8 protein-coding genes are annotated in these 14,775 nt (G+C 21.9%); 3 read left to right on the top strand and 5 right to left on the bottom strand.

The annotated features are described in order from the left end of the window. Positions 1 to 4: 4 nt before the first annotated feature. Positions 5 to 811 (top strand): hypothetical protein, encoded by an 807-nt coding sequence (locus EXC47_RS03285; protein ID WP_129647097.1) that lies wholly within the window; start codon positions 5 to 7, stop codon positions 809 to 811. 51 nt (positions 812 to 862) lie between these two features. On the opposite strand, the gene EXC47_RS03280 is transcribed toward EXC47_RS03285, so the two are convergent. After that, the gene (locus EXC47_RS03280) at positions 863 to 2,944 is read right to left on the bottom strand and encodes an MIP family Ig-specific serine endopeptidase (protein ID WP_129647095.1); all 2,082 of its coding nucleotides are present in this window, start codon (positions 2,942 to 2,944) and stop codon (positions 863 to 865) included. Positions 2,945 to 3,098: 154 nt separating this feature from the next. On the opposite strand from EXC47_RS03280, the gene EXC47_RS03275 reads away from it, so the two are divergent. Together EXC47_RS03275 and EXC47_RS03915 are read left to right on the top strand one after the other, a co-directional pair. After that, complete coding sequence (locus EXC47_RS03275; protein WP_129647093.1) at positions 3,099 to 3,590, top strand: hypothetical protein; 492 nt, start codon at positions 3,099 to 3,101, stop codon at positions 3,588 to 3,590. 144 nt (positions 3,591 to 3,734) lie between these two features. Continuing rightward, a complete protein-coding gene (locus EXC47_RS03915; protein ID WP_165255961.1) occupies positions 3,735 to 3,890 on the top strand; it encodes a hypothetical protein in 156 nt (51 codons plus the stop codon). Positions 3,891 to 3,931: 41 nt separating this feature from the next. Here EXC47_RS03915 and EXC47_RS03270 read toward each other — a convergent pair whose 3' ends face one another. The 4 genes from EXC47_RS03270 to EXC47_RS03255 form a co-directional block, all read right to left on the bottom strand. Next, complete coding sequence (locus EXC47_RS03270; RefSeq protein ID WP_129647091.1) at positions 3,932 to 4,171, bottom strand: YneF family protein; 240 nt, start codon at positions 4,169 to 4,171, stop codon at positions 3,932 to 3,934. Between the two features lie 23 nt (positions 4,172 to 4,194). Beyond that, positions 4,195 to 5,280 (bottom strand): M42 family metallopeptidase, encoded by a 1,086-nt coding sequence (locus EXC47_RS03265; RefSeq protein ID WP_129647296.1) that lies wholly within the window; start codon positions 5,278 to 5,280, stop codon positions 4,195 to 4,197. 10 nt (positions 5,281 to 5,290) lie between these two features. Continuing rightward, positions 5,291 to 13,519: an SGNH/GDSL hydrolase family protein gene (locus EXC47_RS03260; RefSeq protein ID WP_129647089.1), complete on the bottom strand. Its 8,229-nt coding sequence runs from the start codon at positions 13,517 to 13,519 to the stop codon at positions 5,291 to 5,293. A 135-nt stretch (positions 13,520 to 13,654) separates the two neighbouring features. Next, positions 13,655 to 14,767 (bottom strand): potassium channel family protein, encoded by a 1,113-nt coding sequence (locus EXC47_RS03255; RefSeq protein WP_129647087.1) that lies wholly within the window; start codon positions 14,765 to 14,767, stop codon positions 13,655 to 13,657. Positions 14,768 to 14,775 lie beyond the last annotated feature (8 nt).

The raw sequence follows: 14,775 nt of genomic DNA, 5'->3' as shown, positions 1-14,775 counted from the left end.
GTAAATGAAAAACAAATTATTGAAATTAAATTTATTGATTCCAGCAATTTCTTTTTCTCCAATTTTATTGACATCATGTTCAATTAATAATGAAGAAGAGTCTTTTCCATTTGCTAATTTTGAAACTATAAATGTTGATGATTTTTTTGAAAACATTGATAATTTAGAATCATTAAATAAATACACAATTAATAAGCTAAATTACGACTTAAACAATAATTTAGTTTCTATAAAAATTAATGGTGTCAGGAGTTATAGAATAAATGATATAAATTCTGACATAAGAATGAACATAGATGGTAATTGATATAATATAAATTATTATCTAAAAAGAGTTCCTAATTTTGATATTAAAAATATCTTAAATCCTTATTTTATAGTAAAAGAAGAAAACAAATATGTTATAAAAAGATCTAACAATAATGATTTAACAAATATTGATATTTTGTTTGAACATACAAATTTAAACAAAATGAATTATTCTTCATATAATGAAGAAATATTAAATTTTTTCAAGGCATATCAAGAAGAAAAAGATATTATCCCTAATATGCAATACCTTATTTATAGTATTAAAAGTAAAATAGATAATAAAAGTAGTGAAGAAATATTAAAAATATTAGAAAATAATTTAAATTCTCTTTTACAATATTTTTCTTTTGTAAATAATGAAAATTTAAAATTTAACAAATTAAAAATCGTTAATTTTTCAAAAGAAGAAAATTACTATAAATTTAATGTGCAAATAGTAGATATTTATGGGAACTCATTAATAAATCAAGAACAAAAAAATACATTTTTTTATATTTAATAAGAACATTTTCATAGTTCTTATTTTTTAAAAAAATGTATTTTTTAAAAATTAATTTGTTGGTTTGAAACCGTTAGGAAATAATGCTGTTGTAAAACTATTATCTTTAAAACCATTTGAATATAATTTTACTAAATTTTCTCTAAATGAGGCTGTTTGAGCAGGATATAATGTTTTGTTAGTACCGTCGATTAAATTATATGCTTTCATTGTTCTTTCACCGAATTTATAATCTTTTGAAACTAATAATGAAGCGAACCTTCCTTCTCTTAAAAGGTCATCAATACTTACGTCAGCACTAACTGAATTATATATACCTATAATTTGACCAAATTCATTATACACAACTGAACCAGAAGCACCATAACTTAATGATGAGAATCTCATTGTCATATTAAAGCCATAGAAATCCATTAATGGACGACCGAATACACTAGTATATAATTGTAAGTTATTTGTAGTTACTCTATTTTCTTGAGAATTTGTAGGATATGCAAAATTAGTTGAATTTTTATCTGTAGCTCTATTATAAGAACTTTCAGTTTCTGATTTACGTTCAGTTGGATTATTACGTGTTCAAACAGCTATACCGTGACCTATTGAAGGATATCCTCCTGTAAAGACATCTTTAGCGTTTGAAAGATTTGCTTCATTACCAGGATTATTAATAGCAGTAATATAATCAATTGTTTGCATATAGCTTGATATGCTTTTATCTGTATTTGGCAATAATGATGCTTTTTTATTTCTATCTATATATTGATCCACAGAAGTTATCGCATCTCTAAACCAAGATCTTAATGATTCTTCTTGCATTTCTGATAAATTTATATCAACTTCGAAAATACCAAAATCAGTATAAGCAGGAATAAATTCATTTTTGTCTATTGCTCTTTTTAAACCTAAATATTCATCTTCTTCAGTTTGCTCTTCTCTTTCCAATTGCTTCATTCTGTTTTTAATTTGTTCTTTAATTCCTTCTTGGAATTCATTTAAATATTGTCTATCAATGAAGTCAAAACCAGCAAAAACTATTTTTGGAGAACTTATACCATTAGTAAATTTAGTTTTAAAAGCAGATGAATCTGTATTTGAAACATTTGTAAATTCATTTGCATTTGCATAATAAATTGTTTTTAAATCATTTTGTTTTGAATAAGCATATCTATTTTCTTTTTCTGGAAAATTAGTTTGTTTTACTTCTGTTTTACCAAAAGATATACTATCAACTTTTCAACCTCTATAATCTTCATAATTTAATAATTTATTTTGTTCATCACTTAATGAATTTGAAAAATCACCCATCACGTGTAAATTTGTTGCAAAAAACAACTTGTACTCGTTTTCATTAAACTTATGATAATCCAAAAGCCATGTTGTTCCTTGGCTACTTGATAAAAATGACCTTTGATTAGCTTGTTTTGAAATATTTATTCCGAATTTTACTGCGAAAGTTCTATCATATATTTCTTTGTATAATGTGTTTTCATCTATTTTATTAAATTTTGAAGCCCAAGCAGGGTATGAGTTTTCAGCAGTTCTATCAAACTTTGGAAAGTTTGGCGGAAAAATAGGTTGATTTCCTTCATCACCGAAACCTGGATATACAGGAGGATTAGATGGATTTTCTTCATTCGGTGGTGTTGGTTGATTTTCACTTGGAGGTGTTGGCTTTGGTGAAGACTGTGATGGTTTTTCTTCATTCGGTGGTGTTGGTGTTGGCTCAGGTGAAGGCTTTGAATTTTCTGGGTTATTTTTTAATGAAAACATCTTTTTTATAGTACTTTTAAATAAAATATCAGTCTCTCCTAAAAAGATGTTTTTTATTAAATAAGTTGCTGGTGATTTTAAATTAGAAATATCAAAAATTGCTTCTAATTCATCACTTTTTATTATATTAACTTTATTTGCAATTATTTTTTTAGAATCAGAAACTAATTCCATTTTAATTACTTTATTTTTAGCATTATTTATGTCAATATTAGAAATTTTTATATGCAGATTGTTTTGATCAACAATTAATGATGAAACCTCTTCTTTTGAGGTATTTTCAAATGGAGAGCAAGCAACTACAATTCCACTAATTGAAAATAATGAACTTGTTTTAAGTATATTTATTAATCTTTTTTTCATATTTTAATTATAAAACTATGAAAAAATAAAATATAAAAAATTAAACTTTTTTTAAAATTGCCCCATATTTTTCATCTAATTTTAAGTCTTTTCTTTAGCACAATTAAAAAATTATATAATTTAGTTATAGAGATAATAAAAGAAATAGGTAACAATGATTAAAAACAAATTTATTTTATTCTCAACAGTATGTAGTATCACTTTTTTGTCCTCTTCATGTAATACTATAAAAAATCAAAATAACTACTCCAACAAAGTTGATGATGTAAAAAAGGATGAAGAAAAATCTAAAATTGATATTTTAAAAGTATCAAAAATACGAAATTTAGTTAGAAATCAAAGAATTGAAAATTTAAAAAAACCTCAAAAGAGTAATATAATTGATTATCTAGACATTAATAGTAATGATAATAACGAATTTTATAAAAATAATTATATTGTTATTAAAACTTTTGATGAATTTGAAAAAATAATGTATAAAAATTCAACTTTAGATAAAATTGATAAAACTACTTTACTTTATCAAAATGTAAAAAATTATAAAAAAGATAATCAATTTCATACTTTTTTAAAAAACAAATTTGAAAATCAATTCTTAAATAATATTTCCGTTGAACAAATTTTGAAAAATAATAATATATTTTAATAAGTAATTTTAACAAAAAAGAACTTTAAAAAAGGCAAAATTAAAACTTTTGGATTAGGAATAAATAATGAAGATTCAAATTTAGAAGTTACTAAAATATTATTTTTTGATAAAAAATATAAATATTCTTTTTCTGATAAATTAATGACTACTGCAGTTTCTTATTCTCCAACTAATGATTTAGAAGTTCATATAATCCCTAAATCTAAAGAAATTAAAATAGAATTATTAGAAACAGATGATGAAATATTAGATTTTTATAAAGAATTATCTGATTATTATAGTAAAAACAACAATTAATTGTTAATTAAAATATCTCAAGAAAACTTGAGATATTTTAATTATTTTTCATTATTTTTTGCGTTTGTCATTTGTCTCATGACTGCATTAATTTGACTTTCGCTTGCTTTACGACCCATTTGTGCAAACATAGCTTTAATCATATTTCTAGTGATAGGAGGATTTTCACGAATTTGTTTTTCAAACACTTTTCTAGCAATGAAAAATCCTGCAATACCTCCTATAATTAGTGTTAATATTGCAACACCAACTACAAGACCTATTCAAGCACCTGTTCCCATATATACTCCTTAATTATAAATATTTACTTATATTTTATCATTTTATCATATATATCATTATTTAATGACTTAATAGTTTCACTTATTAAATTAGTAGCAGAAATTAAATCATTTATGCTACAAACACCTATTGGAGAATGTAAATATCTTTGAGGCAAACTAATTGTTAATGTAGCGGCACCACCTTTTGCATATTGTAATTGAGCTGCATCTGTTCCGCCACCCATTGCAATAAATTTATAATGCATTATATTTTTTTCTCTCCCTATTTTTGACATGTACTCTACTAATTTTGGATTTGCAATCATGCCACCATCCATTATTCTAATAGCGGCACCATGATTTAATTTTGTAGTTCCTTGAATTGTACCTATTGTGTCATGGCTACTTGTTGTATCAAGAGCTATTGCAATTTGCGGATCAATCAATGAAACAGATGTTTTAGCTCCTCTTGTTCCAACTTCCTCTTGCACAGTTCCTACTAAATATAAATCTACTGACAAATCAATATTTTCTAATTGTTTTGCAATATATTCTAAAACTGTAACACCGGCTCTATTATCCATTGCTTTTCCTGCAACTAAATCTTCGTTATCAAAGTTAATGGTTTCTCCAGACATTAAAACAAGATTACCTATTTCAACACCTTTTTCAATTGCTTCTTCCTTAGAATAGAATCCAAAATCAGCATATAATTCATTCATTGTTACTGCTTTAGTTCTTTTTTCAGCTTCTAATATATGTATTGATGTGTGCCCAAATACTCCATCAAATCTTTTACCATCTTTATTAATTAAAGTAGCTTTTGTTCCTATTACTGTATTTGGTCAAATGCCACCTATTGCACTTAAAATAATTTGCCCATTATTTTCTATATTTCTTACATAAAAACCTACTTCATCCATATGTGCCGCAACCATAAATTTAATAGCATTTTTTACTTTTGATTTTTTAAATAAAATAACTGAACCGAAATTATCATATGAAACTTGATAAACTTTTGTATTAACTTTATTTATAAGCATTTCAGCAACTTTTTCTTCATGTCTAGAAGGTCCTTCTACCTCTAAAAATTCTATTAGGCTTTTTTTAAATTCTTTTTTATTTATTTCATTCATACTAATCCTCACTTGCTGGCATAAATCCATTATGCATATCTTCCATTAAAACATCTTTGTATCTTTTATTTGGATTATACTTTCTATCATATTCATTAATGTAATAAACATATATTAAAACGTAATCTCTTAAATATCTATAATTATTTGTGCTATTAGAATTTGGTTCTGTTCTAAATCTTCTAGAAGGTGTTCCAGATCAATAATTTTCTATCGGTTCTATAGTAAGACTTAAACCAATATTAGTTATATTACTTGTGTATTTTCTAGATAATTCTAATTTATGAGGTGAAATAGCGGTTTCAAAAGCTTCTCTAAAACCACCTCTTAAATGCGGCTCAACAAAATTTCAAAACGTTCAAGAACCTGCATTTTTACTCAATGTAGCTGCTAAAAATGCAAAAGTTCTTCATACAGCTTGATAACCTTTTGAATTTCTTTTAACCTCATTAATATTCGAATAAACAGTATTTGTTTCTAATAATTCTTTTACATATGATTTTAATAATGGTGTTACAAAAGCCCTAATTAAATGTCTTAATTTTCCTTTTATAACATCAACAAAACCATTAAATCCTACTTCAAAATTACTATTATTTTGATTCCCTTCACCAAAAGGAATTGCAAAAATACCTTTATTAATATTTAATGGTGAAGAAGCAAAAATTCAATTTATAAAATCTCTATAATCATCTACATCAACTCTACTTAAAATATTTTCTAATAATGGTATGTTTTCAAATATTTTTGAAAGTTGAATATTACCGTTTTCAGAACTTATAAATGATAATGCACCTTTTTTAATAGCACTTATTAAAGCATTTCCCAATCCTTCATTTTTATACCTGCTTAAATTTTTAAATGTATCAAAAATATTATTAACTACATTGTTTAAAATATTAGTTTGTGCAACTGAGTTTAATAATGAATACATAAATTTTTGCCCTATGATATCATCGGTTTCAACATTTGTTCATTCATTTTTTCTCATAGAATCAGCAAGTATTTTTCCTATAGTATAAGAAATTTCATTATTTTCAGAAAGTAATTGTTTTATTCAATCTTTTAGAGCTTCTTTAACTATTGTTGCATTTGAACTTCTAAAAAATGCTTCAATTGCATAAATTCATTCATTAAATTGAGCGTATTTATCAACATTATCAAAAACTTCGTTTAAAAAAGCATTAAGTATTTTTTGAACATGTTGAGATTTTAATAGTGCAATGAATGCATTTCTTGAACTTTGTTCAGTTAATCCAAATTTAGTAAGAACATTTGCTAAATTAAAATCATCAATAAATTTATTCACTAATCTATCATCGCTTGTAAAACCTTCAACAATTTTTAAAATATCAATCTTTAATATTTCCTTGTGTTTTCTAGCTGGATTACTTGTTAATACAGTTTTAATAAAATTAAATTCAGTTACTTTTAATCCTTTAACTAAAATAGATCCTATATTAGCTAAAATATTTGTTAAAGAATCATATTCATTAACAGTAGTTGAAATAGTTTCTGCAAAATTATTAACTAATTTTAAGTCAGTAACTAATTGCGGCAAGCTTTTTAATAAATCATCAACAAAAGCTATATTTCTATTATCATTTACATCTATATAATATTCACTTAAATGCTCTTTTCATAGCCCTTTTAGTAATTTATGTACTGATGAATTAGATAATATTGTATTTATTATAGAACTAAAACTATTTGTTAATTCTTTTACTCTTTCTGGGTTTTTAGTATATATTCTTAAAATTTCTACCAAATTATTTGCTTGTTCATATTCATTTATATTATCAACAACATTAGAAACAACATTTCTAATTACAGATTGAATACCTTCTTGGTTTTCTAAAATACTTCTAAAAATATGATTAAAATCATTTTCATCAATTGATTTCAAAATATTTTTAATCTTTTCAGGAAGTTTATTGAATATTTTTTTGCCAAGTTCTGCTTTAGTTCCAAGATATTCAAAAACATTAGATATAAATTGTATTAATAATTCTTTATTTCCGTCTATAACATCTCTAGAAACTATAAGTTTTATTAACTTTGTGAACTGTTCTTCTCAATCTGAATTTTCAAATTTTTCTAATAACTTTTGACCAATTTTACTTGTTAAATTATTAAAATCGATATTTAAACCAAATTCAGCTAAATCATCAACAAAAGTAGAAATTAATAAATCTGTTAAACCTAAAAATTCATTTATTTTTGGAAACGCTAGCAATGATTTGCTTATAAAAGAAATCATATTGGACTCTTCAATATTTTTTATTAATACATTTGAATTAGACATCCCTTTATAAATATAAGAACTTATGACAAACCTTACATCATTATCTCTTATTAAAAGTTCTACAATTTCTTTTATATTTTCTTTTATTTGATTTTTTCTTTGTTCATCAGATAATAAAGTTTTAATAATCAAATCATAATCTTTTATTTGGTCGAAAGAGGTTATTTTATAGTCAAATAAACCATTTTTTATAAATAATTTTAAAACATTTTTTAATGGTTCTGAATTAGTCAAACTATTTATGACATTACCTATTTGATCAGTTGAGAAAATAGGAGGTTGAACACCTGGAATTTTTTCTAATAATTTTATTATTAATAATTTTGTTTCTTCATAAGAAGCCACTTTTTGTATAAAATCATAAACATTATCAAAAGCATTAGAATTTATTATATTATTTATTGCTTTATTAATTAAAGTTTTAAAAGTTGAAGAAGTAGATAAATCCTCATGTGTTAAATTAACTAATGAATTTGAAATAGAAAATATAAAATTTTCGAATTCTGTTGTTTTTATAGAGTTTTTAAATAAGTTATTAAAGTTTTCGATTGAAATAAATTCTTTAATTTCTGGAGCTTTTTCAATTATTAAATTTGATAAATAATTTAAAAAATTATCATTTTTAGAATAAGTTCTTACAATATTATTTAACAATTTATTTAATGTATTTTTATGATTAGTTAATAATGTATTTTTATCTAATTCTTTAATAATGTTTAAAGCAAACGAATCTAAATTTTTATTTTCTAATTTTTCTTTAAATTTATTTATTAAGCTATTAAGAAAAATATTTAAATCAAAATTTTTACCATTATTTGACAATTCCTCAATTACTTCATTAAAAATAAAATCATCTATATCCAACAAATTATATACACCGCTAATACTATCATAAATATCAGTGTATAATGAATGTATTTCATCTCTTGATATATTAATCGAAACATCATTATTATTTATTGTTAATTGAGTTAATTTATCAATTAAAAATTCTTTTATTTTGCTTGTAGATAAAACTTCTTTTATTAATAAGCCAATTTTTAAAGCAACAAAACTTTTATTTTCATTTGTTGATAATCATTTTTTTATAAAGGTATCAAATGATTCTAAATCACTCCACAATACAGAATCATCAAATACAGCTTTTTTCAAGATATTTTCAATAATTTCAGAAGTAGTTTCATTTTCTATTAATATTGTAGATACATCTATAAATTCATTTTCATTAATGTTTATATAATTATTAATATTTTCAATAATAATGTTCTTAACATTTTCATTATGAATAATAAATTTAAATAGTTTAATAAGCTCATTTAAAGAATTTTTATCTAACATTTTTTTAGCTAAAAAATTTATTAATTGTTTTAAATTACTTATTTTTTTAACTTCATCATATTCTGTATCAAAAATAGAAGTAAACAATTTAGTAAATAAAAGTTTAAAGTTACTGTTTTCAAAAACTTCATTTAAAACTTTTTTGCTTTTTTCTTGCTCTAAAAATGTTAAATTATCTTTTAAATTTTCATATAAATAATTAACCAATTCTCCCTTTAAATTTTCATTATGTTTTAAATAATCATAAAAATTATCCAAAAACTTATTTAAAGTTAATTTATTATTTTTTAATATATTAGTTGATCAAATTTCTTTAAAAGTTTTTAAGATAGAATCCTCAAAATTTGCTGATAGTAAATTTTCCTTAAATGAGTTAACAAAAATACTCATTATATTAGAAAAATCAAAATCATTTTCTTTTAATTTATCAAAAACACTATTAAAAATTTGTTCGAAATTAAATGCTTCTGAAATTTTGTCAAAATTTTCAAAAATATCTAAAAATAATTCTTTTCTACTATTTTCATTTATATTTTTTGTTAATTCTGGATATTTAGATATTTCTTTTTCAATTTGTTTTATTAAAACTTTTTTAAATGAATTATTATTTATTAAAAATTTCAATAAATTAAACATTTTATTTTTTAATAAATTCAAATTATCAAAATTATTAATGTAATGAATAAAAGAATTTTTTATATTGAAATTTTCTTTTAATATATTTGGAAAAATAATTTTAGATATTGTTTCTTTTATTAAAAAGTTAAAATCCGGATTTGAAAATAATTCATTAAAGAACAAAATATAATCATTTGAATTTAAAGTTTTAAAAATATTTTCATTAGATAAATTGTCTTTTATTTCTCTAACAATAATAGAAAAATCGTCTAAATTAATAATATTTATTAATAAAGAATTTATTTTCTCTAAATTATCGTTAGTTAAAATTCTAGAAATAATTTTTTCTAACAGTTCTTCAATAGAATTTGAAGAAACAACTTCATTTGCTGAAAGCTCAAAGAAATTAAATATAAAACTATCAAAAATATCTAAAAATTCATCAGAATTAAAGATAGACTTAACTATATTTTTTAATGACTCAAAATTAATTTCAGTACCTAAATGTTGGCTTATTTTTTCATTAATTAAATTAGAAATTTTTTCAATTAATGAATCATTATTTTTATATTTATTAAATAAATTGATAATTAATTGTTTTAAGATGTTTTTATTACTTAAATACTTTTCATTAGAAAATAAATTTTTAGCTGTTTCTAAAATTAAATATTTAATATCTAATTTTTTTATTTTTTCAATAGAAGATGATTTAATTTCTAAAATTAATTCTTCATTATCAATTTTTGTACCATTTAAACTTAAATATTTTAGAAAAGTTTCTGAAATATTTCTTAAAATATTTGTTTTCTCGTCAAATTTTAATATTAAATTAATGTTGTCTTTTAAAACTATTTTAAAGTCGTTTTCGTTTAAATTATTAGATAAATCACTATTTAAAAATAAATAATCATATAAAATATCAATTATATTTTCATTAAAGAAATTATCGCCTATTAAAGATTTTAAAAGTGAAGTTAATTCATTAGAAACATTTTTATAATTATCATTTTCTAGCCAGTTTTTTAAAATATCATTAAAATCTATTTCATTAAATAAATCAACATCTTTATTTAATAATCCTTTTTTAATAAAATCATTTAATAAAAATTTAAAATTAGGATTATTAAAAATTGTTTCTATGAAATTATCAACTCTTTCATCTTCTATTATGTTAGAAAGTCTTTTATTGATTTTTAAAAGCACTTTTTTAATAGCTTGTTTTATTTCTTCATAAGACAAGGTTTTTTTAATTATAGAAGTAAATGAATCATAAATATTAGTTGAGATTGCTTTATCAAAAAACAATTTTATTAAATCCTTAATATTTTCTATACTATTCAATTCTTGCTCTTCTATATTTATAGCAAAATTTACTAAAGAATCTATAAAATCGTCTATTTCGACTCCATTTAGTATTTTAGAAATAACTTTAACTAAATTTTCTTTTTCGATTATTTCAGATATTTTTTCATTATTTTTATCTGTATACAATAAATCAACAATTAATCTTGGCAAATCATATTTTAATGAAAAATAATTTAGACTATTCTTTAATAAATTTGAAATTGTGCTTTCATTTTCATTTAATTTTGATTCAGAAAGAATTTTTATAAAATCTATAATCAATTCTTGCGTGTTTTCATTGTTGAATAAATTAATTAATTCTCCAAATGATTGTTTTAATGATTTTTTCAAATCAAAATTTAAAATATCGTTAGATAAATTATTCAATAATGAGCCAGTTACTTTCTCAATCAAATTTAATTTATTATTTGTTTTTTCAAAAGAAGAAAGAAGTGAATCTATAGTATCAACTAGTTTTTGTTCTTCTAAATTAGCTGATAAAATATTATTTTTAAAAACTGTTTTGCTTAAAGTTTTAGAGATAATTTGTCTAGCTTCATTATCCTTTAAAATTGAATTAGTTATACTATTTAAGCCCTTTTTTATAGCTAATTTATTATTATCATTTGAAATAAATACTTTTCATAAATCATTGTAGTTATTTGCATCTGAATATTTATTAGAATCGTCTATTAAGTTTAATATTAAATCAGAAATTAAAGTTTTTATATTTTCATTATTTATTATTTTTTGTGATAAAAGTAAAAAATCTTCATTTGAAATATATTCACTTATACTTTCAAAATTTGCTACATTAGAAATTTTTTCTAAAACATTTTTTGAAAGGTCTGTTTTAATTATGTTTTGAAAAACGTTTGATATAAGAGTTCTAAATTCTTCCTTATTTTCTTTTAAAAAGTCAATCTGGAAAAAAGTTTTTATTAAATTAACAACTAATCCTTCGTTTGTAAAAGCCTCTTTTAAAGAAAATAGAAGATTTTTATAATTTACACTTTCTGATCCGGGTTCACCGTTATTATCTCAATCAGTGTTTAAATAAATAAATTGTGTTTTTTCTAGAGCTCTTGGTATGTATTTAGATTTAATAAATCATTGTTTTATCAAATCTCAGTTTTCACCGTTATTTCTATCAAAAAACTCTTTTAAAGCTAACCCTTCTTCATTTTTTAAAATTGATGATTCGAAGAAAGAATTATAAAGTGCGTTTAACATTCCTTCATACACAAATTCTCTATTTAAAACACGATTAAAAAAGTTATCTTTACTTTTAAGATTTTTATATTTTAAAAATATTTCGTCTTCAAAAAAAGTATATTTATCCATATCATTTTCAAAAATTAAATTTATTTTTTCATAATGGTTAAATAATTCAATTTGATTTAAAAAAGATAAGCTATCGCTTTTTAAAAAATTACTACTTCAATTTATGTTGTTTGAATTTATTTCTTCAATATTTCTTGAAGAAATAATTAATTTTGCAAACACATCCTGTGCCATTTTTTTATAACCAAAACTCGAAGGATGTATTTCTATTAAGTTAGGTACTAATTTAATTAAATTTTTATTTCAAAATACATTGTCATAAGAATCAATAAAATTTATTCCATTTGCATTTGCTACACTTTTTATTTCGTTATTCAAAAGATCCAATAATATTTTACCAATACTTATTGTTTCAGAATCAGAATTCAATTGTGTTGGAATTAAAGAGTCCAAAACCTTAGAAATATGTGCTAATGGCATTGGATAAGAAATAAAATTTATATTTGTTGTGTTTGTAAACTTTTTTAATTTTTCAATAAATAAACTTTGTCTATTATTAATAGTTGAAAACACTTCATCTAAAGTGCTACTAAATAATGAAATTAATTTGCTTATTTTTAAATCATTATTTTGAATTTCTGTAATTAAATCTATAAAAGGAATTTTAGAAAAAGAATTTGTTAATACTTCTATAAAATCATTAGCACCAAGTGTTATTGTAATTAAATTAGCATCTTCAAGTCTTTTCAATAGTTCATTTCTAAATGCTTCTATATCATTCCCAAAATAAAAATTAAGTAAATCAAGTTGATCCTTATTTAGAGAATCCTTTACATTAGGATAATCTAACATTAAAAATCAATCTTGTATAGTTGAACTTGTTCTTGCAAAATTTTTAAAAGATTGTAATTTGTTTTCTTCTATTTTTTGAAAAAATGATGCTAAATAAGAAGGAAAACTTATACCAGATAATTCTTTAGTTTTTTCATTTAATTCGCCTGGATAATCTTTATCTAAATTTGCATCAAAACCAGCAGATATTGAATCTCCCAATGCAACATAACGTATTTTTTTATCTTGAGTGATAAAATCAATGCTTTTATTTCTATCATCTAATTTAATAATTTCGTTACTTTTATCAGTTATTTCTATTTTTTCTATTTGTTTTGGAATTTCAGGAATAACTAATTCTTTATTCGTATCATTTATTTTTAAATCCGGCGATGATTTTTCAAGTTTTTTATCTCCAATTGGAATATAACTTAACCCAATAGCTAAAGAAATAGTTGCAGCTAAAGTTATACCACTACCAATCAAAAGAGGTTTAAGTTTTATTTTCATTTAAAACTCTCCTTGCAAATTTAATAATTATAAATATTATAACTATAAAAAAATAAATTATATTTATTTTCTTACAACAAAAAAAATACCAAAAAAACTTATTTATAGTCATTTTGGTATCATTATTTTTTTTTATTAATTTTTAGTATGTTTTTTTACTAATTTTATTCGTGATTTAGCTCTAATATTTCTTAAATTAATTATTGTTGCTTTATATTTAATTAAAGGATTATTTAATTCAAAATTTAATATTTTACCTTTTCTAAATCCTAATTTATTTTTTTCTTTTTCTTCGCTTGTTTCTTTTATTGCTGTTAAAACACTAGCAGAAATTATTCCACCAGGAGTTGCTATTATAGCAATACCAATAACAGACAATATAGGTATTATAGCCTTTGTTATATTACTTTTAGGAGTAAAGTCTCCATAGCCAATAGTAGTTAATGTTATTGCTGCAAAATAAAGTGTATCTCCAAAAGTTTTAACAGTTGAAGGATTTTGTTCATAATAACTTTCTAACGAAGAGTATTTTTTTTCTATTTCAACCAAATGTCTTACATACTCAGTTTCTGTATAGTAAACTACTATAGAAAAAATGAATAATAATACAATTGTTAATAAAATTATGTTTATTATTATAACTCTGTCATTTTTTATAGCATAAGAAATCTTTTTAAAAGAAGCAAAAATATTTAATAACATTATTAATCTTAAAATTCTAATTATTCTAAAAGCTTTCATTGTTTCAACAAATTCGTTTTTAGTACCAATTTGAACAGAAATTAAACCCGCTAATGATGGTAAAAAGTTTAACACTAAAATAATGAAAGCACTAGTAAAAGGATATAAGGTTATTGACTTCCAAACTTTATTATGATAATTATCTCTAAAAGGATAGGTAATTCAATTTCCTAAAAGATCAATTAAAAAAATAAAAAAAGAAGTAAATTCAATAATTTTCATTATTTTAATAAAAGTATTTATTGCCGCAATATTCTGAGGCTCATTGATTTGCTTTTCTTGAATACTTGTTAATAAAATAAAACTAACAAATCCTATTAAAACAAAAAAAGCTATAATAATTGCATATAAATTTCTTAATATTTTTGTCCAAAAATATTTTTTTATAGAGGTTTTTGGTATTTCAGATTCTGATGAAAAAATGATACTTAAAACTTCTCAAAAAGTTTCTTTATATTTATTAGATATTGCATCATGAATTTCTTTTTTATTTACTAATATATTCATATTACTAT

The sequence above is a fragment of the Mycoplasmopsis maculosa genome, from assembly GCF_900660665.1.
In the GTDB taxonomy this organism is placed as follows: Bacteria; Bacillota_I; Bacilli_A; order Mycoplasmatales; family Metamycoplasmataceae; genus Mycoplasmopsis; species Mycoplasmopsis maculosa.
The sequence above is the reverse complement of the archived record's forward strand: the minus strand, read 5'-3'. Positions and strand labels throughout refer to the sequence as shown.